This window comes from Cupriavidus sp. MP-37 (genome assembly GCF_020618415.1).
Classification (GTDB): domain Bacteria; phylum Pseudomonadota; class Gammaproteobacteria; order Burkholderiales; family Burkholderiaceae; genus Cupriavidus.
Map to the genome: position 1 here is coordinate 1,687,149 of NZ_CP085344.1, position 16,212 is coordinate 1,703,360.

Below are 16,212 nucleotides of genomic sequence, written 5' to 3' on the forward strand. Positions count from 1 at the left end.
CGGGCAGGGCAGGGACCATGGCACGGATCAGGGCATTGCGCCGCGCGACGATGAGGCGGTGGCTGGCTGCGCTGGCGCTGGCCAGCGGCATGCCGCTGGCGCAGCAGGCGGCCGCCGCGCCGGCCGCCAGGGCTTGCCCGGCCGGTACGCTCTACCTGACCTTCGACACCGGCAGCATGAGCCAGGCGCAGCTGATCGCCGACACGCTGCGGCGCCACCATGTCCGCGCCACCTTCTTCCTGGCCAATGAGCCGACGGTGCGCAACGACAGTTCGCTCGACCCGTCGTGGGCCCCTTACTGGAAGTCGCTGGTGGCCGACGGCCACGCCTTCGGCACGCATACCTTCGATCATGTCTACCTGCGCAGCGTGCGCGCCGGCCAGGTGACCATGCGGCCGCAGTTCGGCGCGCGGGCCGGCCAGGACGTGGCCATGGACCAGGCCGGCTTCTGCAAGGAATTGCGGCGCAGCGCCGAGGCCCTGCGCGCCATGACCGGTGCCGAGATGACGCCGCTGTGGCGCGCCCCGGGCGGGCGCACCGCGCCGCAGACGCTGCAGTGGGCCGAGCAATGCGGCTTCCGGCATGTGGGCTGGGCGCCGGCAGGCTTCCTCGGCGATGAGCTGTCGTCGGCGCGTTACCCCAACGCCGTGCTGCTGCAGCGCGCGCTGGCCAGCCTGCGCGACGGCGACATCGCCATGGCGCACCTGGGGATCTGGTCGCGCCAGGATCCGTGGGCGCCGGCGGTGCTCGAACCGCTGCTCACCGGCCTGGAACGCAAGGGCTTCTGCTTTGCGACGCTGCGCGAACACCCGGCCTATCGCGACTGGATCGCGCGGCCCGTCGGACAACAGGAGGGCGCACGCTGATGTGGGAGACGCTGAACGGCTGGATCGGCCAGATCGAAGGCACGCTGTTCCAGGACGTGGTGCTGCCCGTGGTCTATGACCTGGGCTTCGGCCGCTATGCCGAGGAAGCCTTCACCGGCACCGAATGGCTGCTGGTGGGGCTGGTGCAGATCGCGGTGATGGCGCTGATCCTCGGGCCGCTGGAGAAATGGCGCCCGGTCGAAGCCGTGGCCGACCGCGCCGCGATCCGTACCGACATCCTCTATACCGTGATCCACCGCCTCGGCCTGTTCCGGCTGGCGATGTTCTTCCTGCTGGCGCCGCTGACCGATGCGCTGGAGGGGCACCTGCGGCTGATGGGCTGGCACCGCATCAATGTGGAAGACTGGTGGCCGGGCGTGACCTCGGTGCCGCTGGTCAGCTTCTTTGTCTATCTGCTGCTGTTCGACCTGCTCGATTACTGGTACCACCGGCTGTCGCATTCGTTCCGCTGGTGGTGGCACCTGCATGCGGTGCACCACAGCCAGCGCCAGATGACGCTGTGGAGCGACAACCGCAACCACCTGCTCGACGACATCCTGCGCGACCTGGTGTTTGCGCTGGTGGCGCTGGGCGTCGGCGTGGAGCCATCGCAGTATGTGCTGCTGGTGGCGCTGTCGCAGCTGCTGCAGAGCCTGCAGCACGCCAACCTGCGGCTGCATTTCGGCACGGTGGGCGAGCGGCTGCTGATCTCGCCGCGCTTCCACCGCACCCACCACGCGGTCGGCATCGGCCACGAGGCCGACGGTGCGCCGGCAAAGCTGGGCGGCTGCAACTACGGCGTGATCTTTCCCTGGTGGGACATGCTGTTCGGCACCGCGGTCTTCACCGAGACCTACCACCCCACCGGCATCCGCGACCAGCTGCCGCCGCCGGTGGGCAAGGGCCACGACTACGGCACGGGCTTCCTGGCCCACCAGTGGTACGGCATCAAGCGGCTGCTGCGCTTGCGCTGACGGCAGCGCTGACGGCGCATTCGGAGCCATGCTCCAGCCGCGGCGGACGCCGCCGCGCCATGGCGGCAAGCGGCGTATGCTAGTGTTCCGGGTTGCCGCCGGCGCGTCACTTTGCTGACGTGGCCGGTTCCCCGCGACTTTCCTGTTTTGCCTTCGACTGCATGAACGATATCTTCCGCTCGTTTGGCCGCGCGCTGGTCAGCCAGCTGCATCCCCGCATGCTGATGCTGACCGTGCTGCCTTTCGTCCTGGCCACGCTGCTGTGGGGCGGGCTGCTCTGGTGGGGCTGGGACCCCATCATGGGCGCCACGCGCAGCTTCCTGGAAACCTCGGTGCTGACCAGCTGGATCTACAGCGCGCTCGACTGGTTCGGGCTGCAGTCGTTGCGCTCCGTGGTGGCGCCGCTGTTCGTGGCGGCGCTGGCGATCCCGCTGGTGATCGCGTCAATGCTGATGTTTATCGGCGTGTTCTCGGTGCCGGCGGTGGTGCGCCACCTTGAGCGCAGCTACCCGGACCTGGCCAAGTCCCATGGCGGCAGCGTGCTGGGCAGCGTGTTCCATTCGCTCGGCAGCACCGTGGTGTTCCTGTCGCTGGTGCTGGTAACGCTGCCGCTGTGGCTGATCCCGCCGTTCTTTGCGCTGATTCCGCCGGTGCTGTGGGGCTGGCTGACCTACCGCGTGATGACGTATGACGCGCTTGCCGACCACGCCAGCGCCGAGGAGCGCAAAACCCTGGTGCGACGCCACCGCACGCCGCTGCTGGTAATCGGCGTGGCGGTGGGGCTGCTGGGCTCGGCGCCGACGATATTGTGGGTGTCGTCGGCCGCGGTGATCTTCCTGTTCCCGTTCGTGCTGGCCGGCACGCTGTGGCTCTATGTGCTGATCTTTATTTTCTCGGCACTGTGGTTCGGCCATTTCTGCCTGCGCGCGCTGGCGCAGCTGCGCGCCGAACGGGCCGCGGTGCCGGCCCAGCCGCCTGCCGCGCCGTCGTCGGGCGGCGACGTCATCGACCTGGCGCCGCACGACGTGCGCCGCATCGAAAATTCCTGAAGCGAGGGCAATATGGGTTTCGGCCTGATCGTCATTGGCGACGAGATTCTGTCCGGGCGGCGCGAGGACAAGCACCTGCGCCGCACCATCGAACTGCTGGGCGCACGCGGCCTGGCGCTGGACTGGGCCGAGTACGTCGGCGACGACCGCGCCCGCATCACCGCCACGCTGCGCCGCACGCTGGCCGGACCCGACGTGGTGTTCTGCACCGGCGGCATCGGCGCCACGCCGGACGACCACACGCGCCAGTGCGTGGCGGCGGCGCTGGGCGTGCCGCTGGTGCTGCATCCCGAAGCGCGCGAACTGATCGCGCTGCGCATCGCCGAGACCGCCGGCGGCGACCCGGTCAAGGGCGACCTGACCCTGCCGGAGAACCAGCACCGCTTCAAGATGGGCGAGTTCCCCGAGGGCGCGCGCATCATCCCCAACAGCTACAACCGCATCCCCGGCTTCTCGGTCGGCCACCATCACTTCATGCCGGGCTTCCCGGTGATGGCGTGGCCGATGATGGAGTGGGTGCTGGACCACGAATATGCGCACCTGTTCCACCAGGCGTCGCAGCAGGAGCGGGCCTTCTACGTGTTCGAGGCGCCGGAGTCGACGCTGACCCCGCTGATGGAGACGGTCGAGGCGGCGCATCCGGGCATCCGCGTGTTCAGCCTGCCGTCGGTCGGCGACGTGCAGCGCGGCGACCGCTTCGCGCGCCGCCATATCGACCTGGGCGTCAAGGGCCCGGCCGAGCTGGTGGCGCCGGCCTATGCGATGCTGCTCGACGGCGTGCAGGCGATGGGATTCGAGACCGTGGAGCAGCCGCCGCGCCAGGCGGCACAGGCCTAGGCGTTCCGCGGGCCAAAAGAAAAGGGGCAGCCTTGGCTGCCCCTTTGCATTCAGGCCCGGCGCGATCAGGCGCCATGCCAGGGCAGGCCGCGCACGCACCAGCCTTCGACGGTCTTGCGGTGGTGGTGGTCGTCGCGGTTGCCTTCAAAGCCTTCGAGCACGTCCATGGCGAAGTGGTAGCCGGCTTCGGTGGCCACCCGCGCCGCGTGCTTGGAGCGCGCCGCGCTGCGGCACAGGAACAGCACCGGCACGTCGGACGGCACGCGCGCGCGCAGCTCTTCGATAAAGCGCGCGTTCTGCGCGCCGCCCGGGTAGGACATCCATTCGACATGGGCGAACTGCGCGTCGGGCACGTCGACGCCGCCAACCCAGTCCAGTTCGGCCTGCGTGCGCACGTCCACCAGCACGGCGGAAGGGTCGTTCTGCAGCAGGGCATAGGCTTCCTGCGGCGACAGCGCGCCGAAGTACGGCAACTGGTTTTGTTCCTGGCGCTGGCGGGCGGCCTGGAGGAGATCGTCTCGGGTGGTCATCGGCGTGACAAATAGAATGGGTGGAATTCGTGGCGCGGGGGCCGCAACCCGTTATTCTATAGCGCCGCGGTGGCGGGGCGGTGGCTGCGCAGGATGGGAATGCCCCGAACGCGCCGCCGCGGGGCGGATAGCGACCGGTTTTGGTGCGAATGCACTGCAGAGGTGCATTGCCTTGATGTTTGCACCACGATGGTGTTCCATGAGGCAGGCGGCCGGGGGTGGATGTGTCGCTGAAGCGCCACATGGTGGGCCAGCATCCACGCAGGCGTTTTTGTTGCCGACCAGCACGGTGCGTGATTCGCCGAAGTTGCACAATTTTCGGGCCCGCACTCGTGGTGGGGCGTTCGGTTGGCACGCTTTCTGCTAACATCCGACGTCCTTTCGCGGCGAGGCCAGTCAGGCGCGGCAACATGCAGCGGCGCCGCTGGCGACAGTCCCAAGAATTGGCTTTCACAGACATTTGCCGAATACCCAGGAGATTGGCATGGCCCACAGCGTTGCAGACGTGATGAAGCTGGTGAAGGAAAACGACGTCAAGTTCGTCGATTTCCGCTTCACCGATACCAAAGGCAAGGAGCAACACGTGTCCGTGCCCGTGTCGCACTTCGATGAAGACAAGTTCGAAAGCGGCCACGCTTTCGACGGCTCGTCGATCGCCGGCTGGAAGGGTATCGAAGCTTCGGACATGCTGCTGATGCCGGATTCGAACACGGCCCACATCGACCCGTTCTACGAAGAGCCGACGCTGGTGCTGTCGTGCGACGTGATCGAGCCGTCGGACGGCAAGGGCTATGACCGCGATCCGCGTTCCATCGCCAAGCGCGCCGAAGCCTACCTGAAGAGCACCGGCCTGGGCGACACCGCCTTCTTCGGCCCGGAGCCCGAGTTCTTCATCTTCGACGGCGTGACCTGGAACGTCGACATGCAAGGCTGCTTCGTCAAGGTTCATTCCGAAGAAGCGCCGTGGTCGTCGGCCAAGGAATTCGAGCACGGCAACAGCGGCCACCGTCCGGGCAAGAAGGGCGGCTACTTCCCGGTCGCCCCGATCGACACCTTCCAGGACATGCGTTCGGAAATGTGCCTGATCCTGGAATCGCTCGGCATTCCGGTTGAAGTCCACCACCACGAAGTGGCGGGCCAGGGCCAGAACGAAATCGGCACCAAGTTCAGCACGCTGGTGCAGCGCGCCGACTGGACCCAGCTGCAGAAGTACGTGATCCAGAACGTCGCCCACACCTACGGCAAGACCGCGACCTTCATGCCGAAGCCCATCGTCGGCGACAACGGCTCGGGCATGCACGTGCACCAGTCGGTGTGGAAGGACGGCCAGAACCTGTTCGCGGGCAACGGCTACGCCGGCCTGTCGGAATTCGCGCTGTACTACATCGGTGGCATCATCAAGCACGCCCGTGCGCTGAACGCCATCACCAACCCGGGCACGAACTCGTACAAGCGCCTGGTGCCGGGCTTCGAGGCTCCGGTCAAGCTGGCCTACTCGGCCCGCAACCGTTCGGCTTCGATCCGTATCCCGTATGTGGCCAACCCGAAGGGCCGCCGCATCGAGACCCGCTTCCCGGATCCGCTGATGAACCCGTACCTGGGCTTCTCGGCGCTGCTGATGGCCGGCCTGGACGGCGTGATGAACAAGATCCACCCGGGCGAAGCCGCCGACAAGAACCTGTACGACCTGCCGCCGGAAGAGGACGCCAAGATCCCGACCGTGTGCTCGAGCCTGGACCAGGCGCTCGAGTACCTGGATAACGACCGCGAGTTCCTGACCCGTGGCGGCGTGTTCTCGAACTCGATGATCGATGCCTACATCGAACTGAAGATGGAAGAAGTCACGCGTTTCCGCATGACCACGCACCCGGTCGAATTCGAGATGTACTACTCGCTGTAAGCAGCCCGCGCCCGGTCATGACCCAGGTTGTGACCGGGCAACAGTTGCACCACAAGGGGGCGGCTTCGGCTGTCCCTTTTTGCTTTGCTCGCTAGAATGGGGCATCGAATTCTGTGCCGATCCACCCCCGTTCTAACCTGACGTCACGCCATGGATGCCTTTTCCCGCACGGCCCGCCGGACTCACGCCATGCCCCGTTCCGTGCACCAAAGCCGACGCCGATTCCCCGTTCTGGTGAGCGCCGCGGCGCTGGCGCTGGGCGCGTGGGCCACACCGTCGCTGGCGCAGTCATCGGATGTCTATGTCTGCACCGGGCCCAATGGCGTGCCGGAATACCGCAACGGCAATGCCGGCAAGGGCTGCAAGAAGCTGAACCTGCCCGAGGTCGTGACCGTGCCGGGCGGGCGCATTGCGGCACCCGCCAAGAGCGCCGGCAGCAGTACCGCCAGCACCGGCAGCACCGGTTTCCCGCGCGTGGACAGCGCCACCCAGCGCAGCCGCGACAGCGAGCGCCGCACCGTGCTGACGCAGGAACTGCAGGCCGAGGAGGCCAAGCTGCAGGGGCTGCGCGCCGAATACAACAACGGCCAGCCGGAGCGCCAGGGCAACGAGCGCAACTACCAGAAGTACCTCGACCGCACCGCGGCGCTGCGCGACGACATCGCCCGCAGCGAAGCCAACGCGGCATCGCTGCGGCGCGAGCTCGGCAACCTGAAGGACTAGTCTTATGCGTCGCCTGATTCGCGGAGTGTCACGCAAGGCCGGCAGCGCCGAGGGCGCGCGGGCCGAGCCGCCCGCGGCGGACGCGGCACCGCCGGAACCCGGCGCGCGCGTGCTGAGCCTCGGTGCGGCGGCGTTCCATGCCGGCCTGGACGTGGTCGCCAACCCGGTGCTGCTGGTGCGCCAGCCGGGGCTGCGCGTGGTCTACGCGAATCCGGCCGCCGAGGCCACCTTCGGCGTGTCGCGCAAGGGCATGGTCGAGCTGACGCTGCCGGATTTATTCGGCAAATCCGATGAGCTGCACAACATGCTCGACACGGTGGTGACGCGGCAGTTCGATGTGCGCCGGCAGGACCTGATCCTGCATCCGCCGCTGCAGGATCCCATCCATGTGCACGTGGTGATCGCCGCGCTCGAGGCGGTCAGTGACACCGTGGTGGTCGAGATCCTGCCCAACGAGCAGAAGGTGCGCAGCGACCGCGAAGAACGCATCCTGGACCTGACCTCGGCCAACAAGGAGCTGATCCGCAACCTGGCCCACGAGATCAAGAACCCGCTGGGCGGCATCCGCGGCGCGGCGCAGCTGCTGGAGTTCGAGCTGCCCGAGCGCTCGCTGCGCGAATACACGCAGGTCATCATCAAGGAGTCGGACCGGCTGCAGACGCTGGTGGACCGGCTGCTCGAGCCGCACCGGCATCCGCATATCGTCTCGAGCCTGAATATCCACGAGGTGCTCGAGCGCGTGCGCTCGGTGGTGCTGGCCGAGTTCCCCAACGGGCTGGAGATCGTGCGCGACTACGACGCCAGCCTGCCTGAACTGCAGGGCGACATGGAGCAGCTGATCCAGGCCGTGCTCAACATCGTCCACAACGCCGCGCAGGCGCTGGCCGAACGCATCGCGCGCGGCGACGCGCAGATCGTGCTGCGCACGCGCATCGCGCGCCAGGTCACCATCGCCAAGCGCCTGTTCAAGCTGGCATTGGACTTGCATGTGATCGACAACGGCCCGGGAATCCCCGAAGACATCCGCGAACGCATCTTCTATCCGCTGGTATCGGGCAGGGATGGCGGCAGCGGACTGGGTCTCACACTCGCGCAGACCTTCGTGCAGCAGCATGAGGGCTTGATCGAATGCGAGAGCAGGCCGGGCTGTACCGACTTCCGTATCCTGCTGCCGCTGCACTAGCCTTTGCCGGCGTCCGCAAGCGCGTGCACCGACGTGGCCAGGGCATGCGGAAGACCAACTGACACCGAGCAGACAAGCGACGCACATGAAGCCGATCTGGATAGTCGACGACGATCAATCAATCCGCTGGGTCCTGGAAAAGGCCCTGGCCCGTGAAAGCCTGCTGTCGCGCAGCTTCACCAATGTGCGGGACGCGCTGGCCGCGCTCGAGGAAGATCAGCCGCAGGTGCTGATCTCGGATATCCGCATGCCCGGCGGTTCGGGCCTCGACCTGCTGCAGGCGATCAAGGCGCGGCACCCGGGCCTGCCGGTCATCGTGATGACCGCCTACTCCGACCTCGACAGCGCGGTGGCGGCGTTCCAGGGCGGCGCCTTCGAATACCTGGCCAAGCCATTCGATGTCGACAAGGCGGTCGAGCTAATCCGCCGCGCGCTGGAAGAAAGCCTGCGCGAGGAAGAAATGGACGACCGGCTGGTCGACGCGCCCGAGATCCTCGGCCAGGCGCCGGCGATGCAGGACGTGTTCCGCGCCATCGGCCGGTTGTCGCAATCCAACGTCACGGTGATGATCACCGGCGAGTCCGGCACCGGCAAGGAACTGGTCGCGCGCGCGCTGCACAAGCACAGCCCGCGCGCCAATGGCCCGTTTATCGCCCTCAATACCGCGGCGATCCCGAAGGACCTGCTGGAATCCGAACTGTTCGGCCACGAGCGCGGCGCCTTTACCGGTGCCCAGACCATGCGGCGCGGGCGCTTCGAGCAGGCCGAGGGCGGCACGCTGTTTCTCGACGAAATCGGCGACATGCCGTTCGACCTGCAGACCCGGCTGCTGCGCGTGCTGTCCGACGGCAACTTCTATCGCGTCGGCGGCCACAACCCGCTGCGCGCCAACGTGCGCGTGATCGCCGCCACGCACCAGAACCTGGAGCTGCGCGTCAAGGAAGGGCTGTTCCGCGAGGACTTGTTCCACCGCCTGAACGTGATCCGGCTGCGGCTGCCGCCGCTGCGCGAGCGGCCGGAAGACATCACGCTGCTGGCGCGGCATTTCCTGCAGAAGAGTGCCAAGGAGCTTGGGGTCGAGCCCAAGCGCATGTCGGACGAGGCGCTGGCCTATGTCAGCACGCTGCCGTTCCCGGGCAACGTGCGCCAGCTGGAGAACCTGTGCAACTGGCTGACCGTGATGGCGCCGGCGCAGACCATCGAGGTCAAGGACCTGCCGCGCGAGATGCTGGAAGCGGGCGCCAGCGAGCCGGTCAATGCACCGCGCCCGGAACGCGCGCCCGAGCCGCGCATGGCCGAGTATGAAGGCGCGCAGGAGCTGGCCGACTATGGCGGGTTTGCCGTGCCGGTGGCCGAGGCCGACATGGCCACGGTGGTGCGGGCCACACCGGCGCCCTCGGTGGCGCCGGTGGCGCACGCCGGGGCCCCGGTGTCTGCCGGATGGGAAAGCCTGCTCGCCGGCGAGGCGCGCGCCATGCTCGAAGCGGGCCAGCCCGAAGTGATGGACCTGCTGACGCGCCGGTTCGAAAAGGCAGTGCTGGAGGCCGCGCTGGGCGTCACGCGGGGCCGCCGCGTCGAAGCCGCGACCCGGCTCGGGATCGGGCGCAATACCATCACGCGCAAGCTGCAGGAATTGGGATTCGACTGAGGCGCAGGACAGTCGGTGTACGACTGCCCTGGCCGACGCCCAATGTTTGCTCCCCTCTCCCGCATGCGGGAGAGGGGCCGGGGGTGAGGGCAGGGCGGTGGCATACCTCTGGCCTGACTGCGTAGGCGCTCCGCCCCTCACCCCAACCTCTCCCGCAAGCGGGAGAGGGAGCCAACCTCCCAAATGCCGCGGCCCTAGCCGCGCGCCTCGACCAGCCGTTGTGCCATTTCCGCGAAGCCTTCGCCGCCCGCGGCCGAGGTGATGTAGGCGGGCGGCACCGGCAACTGCGGCAGGATATCGCGCACATTGGCCACGCCCACCGACAGCGGAAAATGCGCGAACATCGACGCATCGTTGGCCGAATCCCCGATAAACAGCCACTGGTCGCGCCGCGCGTCCAGGTCTTCGCCCAGCAGCTCGGCCACGCACAGCTTGCTCATCGACAGCTTGTCATGCTGGCCGAACCAGCCGTTGACATGGATGGAGCTGACGGTGGCGGTCATGCCGGCCTCGCGCATCAGTTCCGCGATGCGCGCCACCGCTTCGCCGGGCAGCGGCACGACGTCTTCGGCGTGGTCGATGGCCAGGTCGGCGGCATGCCAGGCCTGGTCGGAGGCCAGCGCGCAGCCGGGCACTTCGCGCACGATGTGCTGGCCCAGCGCGTGGATGCGCTCCAGGTTGCGCGCGCGCGTGGCGGCATCGTCAAGGAAACGGGTCTGCAGCCGGCCGTTGCGCAGGTACGAGTAGAAGGCGCCGTTTTCGCCGATGATGGCATCGACCGGCCACAGCCGGGTCAGGATCTCGGCCCACGCGATGCAGCGTCCGGTCACCGGTATCACATGCAGGCCGGCCCGGCGCAGGCCGTCGAGCGCCAGGTAGGTCGAGGCGGGCAGCCGGCCGTCGGTGGTCAGGGTGCCGTCGATGTCGGTCAGCACGCCGCGCACCTGGCGCAGCGCCGTATCAGAGAGCTTGTTCAGGGATTGCATGGCGGGCCATTGTAACCGTGGATCTGCAGCCAAATTCGTTTATTGCACTGCAAAATGCCGCGGCCCGTCCATACTGGTGAATCTGCTGATTTGCTTGCGCAGGTGCGACGGGCGTAACATGCCGCTGTCATAAAACAATCACATGCTGTCGGATTTTCGTCTGACTGCTATAGACAGACCAAGGAGAGGCCCGATGTCCGTATCCCGTACCGTGCTCAAACTCGCCGCGCTGGCAGCCCTGACCGGGGCCGGCAGCGCGCACGCCGCCGTTGAAATCCAGTGGTGGCACGCCATGCAGGGCGCGCTGAACGACAAGGTGAACGAGATCGCCAACAAGTTCAACGCCAGCCAGTCCGAATACAAGGTGGTCCCCGTCAACAAGGGCAACTACGACGAAACCCTGGCGGCGGGCATCGCCGCCTTCCGCGCCGGCGGCGCCCCCGCGATCCTGCAGGTGTTCGAGGTCGGCACCGCCACCATGATGAGTGCCAAGGGCGCGATCAAGCCGGTGTCGACGGTGATGAAGGACGCCGGCGAGAAGTTCGACCAGAAGGCCTACATCCCGGCCGTGGCGGGCTACTACACCTCGTCCAAGGGCGAGATGCTGTCGTTCCCGTTCAACAGCTCGACCACGGTGTTCTACTACAACAAGGACGCCTTCAAGAAGGCCGGCCTGGATCCGGAAAAGCCGCCCAAGACCTGGCCCGAGGTGATGCAGTACTCGGCCAAGCTCAAGGCCTCGGGCACCAACTGCGCCTATACCACCGACTGGCAGGGCTGGGTCCACCTGGAGAGCTTCTCGGCCTGGCACAACACGCTGTACGCGACCAAGAACAACGGCTTCGGCGGCACCGACACGCGCCTGGTCTTCAACAGCCCGCTGCACGTCAAGCACATCGCCAACCTGCAGGACATGGTGAAGAAGGGCTATTTCAGCTATGGCGGGCGCAAGGCCGAATCGCAGGCCAAGTTCTATAACGGCGAGTGCGCCATGTTCACCGGCTCGTCGGCGACGCTGGCCAATGTCCGCAAGAACGCCAAGTTCGCGTTCGCGGTGGCGCAGCTGCCGTACTACCCGGACGTGCAGGGCGCCCCGCAGAACACCATCATCGGCGGCGCGTCGCTGTGGGTGATGGGCGGCAAGAAGGCCGAAGAGTACAAGGGCGTCGCCAGGTTCTTCAGTTTCCTGTCGCGCCCGGAGATCCAGTCTGACTGGCACCAGGCCACCGGCTACCTGCCGGTGACGATGGCCGCCTACGAGATGACCAGGAAGTCGGGCTTCTACGACAAGAACCCCGGCGCCGACGTGTCGGTGCAGCAGATGGTGGTCAAGACCACCGACAAGTCGCGCGGCGTGCGCCTGGGCAATATGGTGCAGATCCGCACCGTGGTCGATGAAGAGCTGGAAGCCGTCTGGGCCGGCAAGAAGGAGCCCAAGGCGGCGCTGGACTCGGCCGTGGCGCGTGGCAACGAACTGCTGGAGCGCTTCCAGAAGACCGCGCGCGAATAAGGCGCCGGACCTTGCCAGCAGGCTGACGTGACAAGCGGGCGGCGGCGAAACCTCCGCCCGCTTGCTTTGTGGCCGGCACCGATCGGGGCCGGCCACCGCTTCGTACCTGATCCGTACCTTGTCCGATGCCGCCATCCGCGGCATCCGCCGGAATCCGTTCATGGAAAAACGCGTCGTGTTCCGTTCGCCGTGGCTGCCGTATCTGCTGGTGTTGCCGCAGATCGCGATCACGCTGATCTTCTTTTTCCTGCCCGCCGGGCAGGCCTTGTACCAGTCGATGCTGCAGCAGGATGCCTTCGGCATCAACCTGGAATTCGTCGGCCTGGACAACTTCCGCATGCTGTGGAACGACCCGCTCTATGTCGAGTCGTTCCAGGTCACCGCTATCTTTGCCGTGGGCGTGACGGTGGTGGGGCTGACCACCGCGCTGGCGCTGGCCTATTTTGCCGACCGCGTGATCCGCGCCGCGGTGGGCTACAAGACGCTGCTGATCTGGCCGTATGCGGTGGCGCCGGCGGTGGCCGGCGTGCTGTGGATGTTCATGTTCAACCCGACGCTGGGGGTGGTCTCGTTTGCGCTGCGCAAGCTCGGCGTCGAATGGAACTTCCTGCTCAACGGCAACCAGGCCCTGCTGCTGGTGGTGCTGGCCGCGGCCTGGAAGCAGATCAGCTACAACTTCCTGTTCTTCCTGGCCGGGCTGCAAAGCATCCCGCGCTCGCTGATCGAGGCCGCCGCCATCGATGGCGCGGGCCCGTGGCGCCGCTTCTGGTCGATCGTGTTCCCGCTGCTGTCGCCGACCACCTTCTTCCTGATGGTGATCAACGTGGTCTACGCGTTCTTCGACACCTTCGCCATCATCGATGCGGTCACGCACGGCGGGCCGTTCAACTCGACCAACACGCTGGTCTACAAGGTCTTCCATGACGGCTTCCGCGGCATGGATATCGGCGGCTCGGCCGCGCAGTCGGTGGTGCTGATGGTGATCGTGATCGCGCTCACCGTGGTGCAGTTCCGTTATGTGGAACGCAAGGTCCAGTACTGACAGAGGCAACCATGGTAGAACGTCGTCCTTTCCTCGATTTCCTGACCCACGCGGTGCTGATCCTCGGCATCGTCATCGTGGTGTTCCCGGTGTACCTGACCTTCGTCGCGTCGACGCTGACCGCCGAAGAAGTGCTCGACGCGCCGATGACGCTGATCCCCGGCAGCCACCTGATCGACAACTATCGCACCGTGCTGTTCCAGGGCGTGGGCGAGGCCGCCTCGCCGGTCTCGACCATGATGAAGAACAGCTTGATCATGGCGCTGGGCATCGCGCTGGGCAAGATCGCGATCTCGATCATCTCGGCCTTTGCCATCGTCTATTTCAGGTTCCCGCTGCGCAAGACCTTCTTCTGGCTGATCTTCATCACGCTGATGCTGCCAGTCGAGGTGCGGATCCTGCCGACCTACAAGGTGGTGTCGGACCTCGGGCTGCTCGACAGCTACTTCGGGCTGACCATTCCAATCATCGCGTCGGCGACCGCGACCTTCCTGTTCCGCCAGTTCTTCCTGACGATTCCCGATGAACTCGCGGAAGCGGCGCGCATCGACGGCGCCGGGCCGCTGCGCTTTTTCTGGGACGTGGTGCTGCCGCTGTCGCGCACCAGCATCGCCGCGCTGTTCGTGATCCAGTTTATCTACGGCTGGAACCAGTACCTGTGGCCGCTGCTGATCACCACGCAGAAGTCGATGACGCCGGTGGTGGTGGGCGTGACGCAAATGATCTCGCGCTCGGGCGATGCCGCCACCGACTGGAACCTGGTGATGGCCACGGTGATGCTGGCGATGATCCCGCCCGCGGTGGTGGTGGTGCTGATGCAGAAGTGGTTCGTCAAGGGCCTGGTCGAAACCGAGAAATAAGCGAAACACAATGGCAAAACTGTCACTACGCAACGTTCAGAAAACCTACGCCGGCGGCGCCCAGGTCGTGCATGGCATCGACATGGAGATCGCCGACGGCGAGTTCATCGTCATCGTCGGGCCGTCGGGCTGCGGCAAGTCCACGCTGCTGCGCATGGTGGCCGGGCTGGAAACCATCAGCGGCGGCGAGATCCATATCGGCGACAAGGTGGTCAACCAGCTCGAGCCGGCCGAGCGCGACATCGCCATGGTGTTCCAGAACTACGCGCTCTATCCGCACATGAGCGTGTACGACAACATGGCCTACGGCCTGAAGATCCGCGGCATGGGCAAGGCCGAGATCGCGCAGCGCGTCAACCACGCCGCCGGCATTCTCGAGCTGGCGCCGCTGCTGGAGCGCAAGCCGCGCCAGCTTTCGGGCGGGCAGCGCCAGCGCGTCGCCATGGGCCGCGCCATCGTGCGCGAGCCGGCGGTGTTCCTGTTCGACGAGCCGCTGTCCAACCTCGACGCCAAGCTGAGGGTGCAGATGCGGCTGGAACTGAAGGAGCTGCACCGGCGCCTGGGCACCACCAGCCTCTATGTGACCCACGACCAGGTCGAGGCCATGACGCTGGCCGACCGCATGATGGTGCTCAACGCCGGGCGGGTCGAGCAGATCGGTACGCCGCTGGAAGTCTACGCACGACCGGCCAGCACCTTCGTGGCCGGCTTTATCGGCTCGCCGCCGATGAACCTGATCCCGGTGGTGCGCAACGGCGGCGGCGCGAGCGGGGCGGGCGGCGCGCAGATGCGCGTGGTGGCGAAGGAGGGCGAAGCCGCCAACGCCACGCTGGGTCACCTGCCGATGGGGCTGCACCTGCCGGAACAGGCGCTGCTGGGGCTGCGGCCCGAGCATATCGAGCCGTGCGCCGCGCATGAGGCGATTGCCGAAGTCGATGTGCGCGTGGTCGAGGCGCTGGGCGCGGATTCCTTCGCCTATGGCTCGCTCGGCGGGCAGGCGGTGGTGGTGCGGCTGGACAGCCATGCGCGCGTGCGCGCCGGCGACCGCCTGCCGGTGACCTCGTCGGCCGAGCATCTGCATTTCTTTGCGCCGGACACCGGCAAGCGCATCGAGGCCTGACATGACCACCGCAACCGACAAGGCCTGGCGCTACCCCAGCCATATCGCGCACCGCGGCGCCGGCAAGCTGGCGCCGGAGAACACGCTGGCCGCATTCCGTCACGGCGCCGGCTTTGGTTACCGCATGTTCGAGTTCGACGTGAAGCTGTCGGCCGACGGCAAGCCGGTGCTGATGCACGACGCCACCCTGGACCGCACCACCAGCGGCCAGGGCAGGGTGGATGCGCTGACGCTGGGCGAACTTGCGCTGCTCGACGCCGGCAGCTGGCACGGCCCGGCCTTCGCCGGCGAGCCGGTGCCGACGCTGGCGGCGATCGCGCGCTACACCCGCGCCAATGGCTTCCTGGTCAATATCGAGATCAAGCCGGTGCCCGGCACGGAAGCGCGCACCGGCGCCGCGGTGGCCCTCGATGCCCAGTCGCTGTGGGTCGGCGCCGAGGTGCCGCCGCTGCTGTCGTCGTTTTCGGAAGAGGCACTCGCCGCCGCGGCGCGCGTCGCGCCGGACCTGCCGCGCGCGTTGCTGCTCGACCAGCTGCCCCCTGACTGGCTGGAGCGGGTGCGCCGGCTCGGCTGCGTCGCGCTCGATGCCAACCATCGCGAACTGGATGCCGGCGTGATTGCCGCCGCACATGCCGCCGGCCTGCGCGTGCTGGCTTACACCGTCAACGATCCGGCGCGGGCCGTGCAGTTGCTGGAATGGGGGCTCGATGGGGTGATTACCGACGCCGTCGACCAGTTCGCGCCCTGATTCAGATTGTTGTGGGGCTGTTGCGAATTCGCTGAAAGCGGTTGGAATTGTCGCGTGACTGTGTTTCGTATCGCGAAAAGTCCACATTGATCAAACGCAATCCGTGCTATCCTTACCGCCGTGAAGACTTAAGGTCCTTCCCCGCACAACTTGCCCTTTCGGGCCTTGTGAGGCGGCCATCACACGCGGCACCCTGGTGGTGCCGTTTGCGTAAGCACCCTCCGCTGGCTCCCAAG

General features: G+C 66.7%; 15 protein-coding genes. 13 read left to right on the top strand and 2 right to left on the bottom strand.

What is annotated here, in order from left to right; genetic code table 11:
• The first annotated feature begins 17 nt into the window (after positions 1-17).
• The 4 genes from LIN44_RS07925 to LIN44_RS07940 all read left to right on the top strand — a co-directional run bounded on the left by LIN44_RS07925 (position 18) and on the right by LIN44_RS07940 (position 3,726).
• Positions 18-866, top strand: coding sequence for a polysaccharide deacetylase family protein (locus LIN44_RS07925; protein WP_227314223.1), 849 nt, complete (start codon positions 18-20; stop codon positions 864-866).
• The gene (locus tag LIN44_RS07930; RefSeq protein ID WP_227314224.1) at positions 866-1,840 is read left to right on the top strand and encodes a sterol desaturase family protein; all 975 of its coding nucleotides are present in this window, start codon (positions 866-868) and stop codon (positions 1,838-1,840) included. The genes LIN44_RS07925 and LIN44_RS07930 overlap by 1 nt, the downstream gene beginning before the upstream one ends.
• Before the next feature lie 161 nt (positions 1,841-2,001).
• Complete coding sequence (locus tag LIN44_RS07935; RefSeq protein WP_227314225.1) at positions 2,002-2,889, top strand: EI24 domain-containing protein; 888 nt, start codon at positions 2,002-2,004, stop codon at positions 2,887-2,889.
• Between the two features lie 12 nt (positions 2,890-2,901).
• Positions 2,902-3,726, top strand: coding sequence for a molybdopterin-binding protein (locus LIN44_RS07940; RefSeq protein WP_227314226.1), 825 nt, complete (start codon positions 2,902-2,904; stop codon positions 3,724-3,726).
• 65 nt (positions 3,727-3,791) lie between these two features.
• On the opposite strand, the gene LIN44_RS07945 is transcribed toward LIN44_RS07940, so the two are convergent.
• The gene (locus LIN44_RS07945; protein WP_092309185.1) at positions 3,792-4,256 is read right to left on the bottom strand and encodes a rhodanese-like domain-containing protein; all 465 of its coding nucleotides are present in this window, start codon (positions 4,254-4,256) and stop codon (positions 3,792-3,794) included.
• 484 nt (positions 4,257-4,740) lie between these two features.
• Between LIN44_RS07945 and LIN44_RS07950 the strand changes: the two genes are divergently transcribed.
• The 4 genes from LIN44_RS07950 (at position 4,741) to ntrC (ending at position 9,710) form a co-directional block, all read left to right on the top strand.
• Positions 4,741-6,156 (top strand): 3-hydroxylaminophenol mutase, encoded by a 1,416-nt coding sequence (locus LIN44_RS07950; RefSeq protein ID WP_227314227.1) that lies wholly within the window; start codon positions 4,741-4,743, stop codon positions 6,154-6,156.
• Positions 6,157-6,306: 150 nt separating this feature from the next.
• Positions 6,307-6,879 carry a DUF4124 domain-containing protein gene (locus LIN44_RS07955; protein ID WP_370641631.1) on the top strand — a complete coding sequence of 191 codons (573 nt, stop codon included), beginning with the start codon at positions 6,307-6,309 and terminating at the stop codon, positions 6,877-6,879.
• Between the two features lie 4 nt (positions 6,880-6,883).
• Complete coding sequence (gene glnL / locus LIN44_RS07960) at positions 6,884-8,062, top strand: nitrogen regulation protein NR(II) (protein WP_227314229.1); 1,179 nt, start codon at positions 6,884-6,886, stop codon at positions 8,060-8,062.
• 85 nt (positions 8,063-8,147) lie between these two features.
• Positions 8,148-9,710: a nitrogen regulation protein NR(I) gene (gene ntrC, locus LIN44_RS07965; protein WP_227314230.1), complete on the top strand. Its 1,563-nt coding sequence runs from the start codon at positions 8,148-8,150 to the stop codon at positions 9,708-9,710.
• 194 nt (positions 9,711-9,904) lie between these two features.
• On the opposite strand, the gene LIN44_RS07970 is transcribed toward ntrC, so the two are convergent.
• Positions 9,905-10,696 (bottom strand): HAD-IIB family hydrolase, encoded by a 792-nt coding sequence (locus tag LIN44_RS07970; protein ID WP_227314231.1) that lies wholly within the window; start codon positions 10,694-10,696, stop codon positions 9,905-9,907.
• 193 nt (positions 10,697-10,889) lie between these two features.
• Here LIN44_RS07970 and ugpB point away from each other — a divergent pair, with 193 nt between their 5' ends.
• From ugpB to ugpQ, 5 genes are all read left to right on the top strand, one after another.
• Positions 10,890-12,206: a sn-glycerol-3-phosphate ABC transporter substrate-binding protein UgpB gene (gene ugpB / locus LIN44_RS07975; protein WP_227314232.1), complete on the top strand. Its 1,317-nt coding sequence runs from the start codon at positions 10,890-10,892 to the stop codon at positions 12,204-12,206.
• 160 nt (positions 12,207-12,366) lie between these two features.
• The gene (ugpA, locus tag LIN44_RS07980) at positions 12,367-13,248 is read left to right on the top strand and encodes a sn-glycerol-3-phosphate ABC transporter permease UgpA (RefSeq protein ID WP_227314233.1); all 882 of its coding nucleotides are present in this window, start codon (positions 12,367-12,369) and stop codon (positions 13,246-13,248) included.
• Positions 13,249-13,259: 11 nt separating this feature from the next.
• Positions 13,260-14,108 (top strand): sn-glycerol-3-phosphate ABC transporter permease UgpE, encoded by an 849-nt coding sequence (gene ugpE, locus LIN44_RS07985; protein ID WP_227314234.1) that lies wholly within the window; start codon positions 13,260-13,262, stop codon positions 14,106-14,108.
• 10 nt (positions 14,109-14,118) lie between these two features.
• The gene (locus LIN44_RS07990) at positions 14,119-15,228 is read left to right on the top strand and encodes a sn-glycerol-3-phosphate import ATP-binding protein UgpC (RefSeq protein ID WP_227314235.1); all 1,110 of its coding nucleotides are present in this window, start codon (positions 14,119-14,121) and stop codon (positions 15,226-15,228) included.
• 1 nt (position 15,229) lies between these two features.
• Positions 15,230-15,976: a glycerophosphodiester phosphodiesterase gene (ugpQ, locus tag LIN44_RS07995; RefSeq protein WP_227314236.1), complete on the top strand. Its 747-nt coding sequence runs from the start codon at positions 15,230-15,232 to the stop codon at positions 15,974-15,976.
• Positions 15,977-16,212 lie beyond the last annotated feature (236 nt).

Excerpts from the sequence above, each read along its gene's own strand:
- LIN44_RS07925 (WP_227314223.1), top strand. The coding sequence starts at position 18 with ATGGCACGGATCAGGGCATTGCGCCGCGCGACGATGAGGCGGTGGCTG.
- LIN44_RS07930 (WP_227314224.1), top strand. The coding sequence starts at position 866 with ATGTGGGAGACGCTGAACGGCTGGATCGGCCAGATCGAAGGCACGCTG.
- LIN44_RS07935 (WP_227314225.1), top strand. The coding sequence starts at position 2,002 with ATGAACGATATCTTCCGCTCGTTTGGCCGCGCGCTGGTCAGCCAGCTG.
- LIN44_RS07940 (WP_227314226.1), top strand. The coding sequence starts at position 2,902 with ATGGGTTTCGGCCTGATCGTCATTGGCGACGAGATTCTGTCCGGGCGG.
- LIN44_RS07945 (WP_092309185.1), bottom strand. The coding sequence starts at position 4,256 with ATGACCACCCGAGACGATCTCCTCCAGGCCGCCCGCCAGCGCCAGGAA.
- LIN44_RS07950 (WP_227314227.1), top strand. The coding sequence starts at position 4,741 with ATGGCCCACAGCGTTGCAGACGTGATGAAGCTGGTGAAGGAAAACGAC.
- LIN44_RS07955 (WP_370641631.1), top strand. The coding sequence starts at position 6,307 with ATGGATGCCTTTTCCCGCACGGCCCGCCGGACTCACGCCATGCCCCGT.
- glnL (WP_227314229.1), top strand. The coding sequence starts at position 6,884 with ATGCGTCGCCTGATTCGCGGAGTGTCACGCAAGGCCGGCAGCGCCGAG.
- ntrC (WP_227314230.1), top strand. The coding sequence starts at position 8,148 with ATGAAGCCGATCTGGATAGTCGACGACGATCAATCAATCCGCTGGGTC.
- LIN44_RS07970 (WP_227314231.1), bottom strand. The coding sequence starts at position 10,696 with ATGCAATCCCTGAACAAGCTCTCTGATACGGCGCTGCGCCAGGTGCGC.
- ugpB (WP_227314232.1), top strand. The coding sequence starts at position 10,890 with ATGTCCGTATCCCGTACCGTGCTCAAACTCGCCGCGCTGGCAGCCCTG.
- ugpA (WP_227314233.1), top strand. The coding sequence starts at position 12,367 with ATGGAAAAACGCGTCGTGTTCCGTTCGCCGTGGCTGCCGTATCTGCTG.
- ugpE (WP_227314234.1), top strand. The coding sequence starts at position 13,260 with ATGGTAGAACGTCGTCCTTTCCTCGATTTCCTGACCCACGCGGTGCTG.
- LIN44_RS07990 (WP_227314235.1), top strand. The coding sequence starts at position 14,119 with ATGGCAAAACTGTCACTACGCAACGTTCAGAAAACCTACGCCGGCGGC.
- ugpQ (WP_227314236.1), top strand. The coding sequence starts at position 15,230 with ATGACCACCGCAACCGACAAGGCCTGGCGCTACCCCAGCCATATCGCG.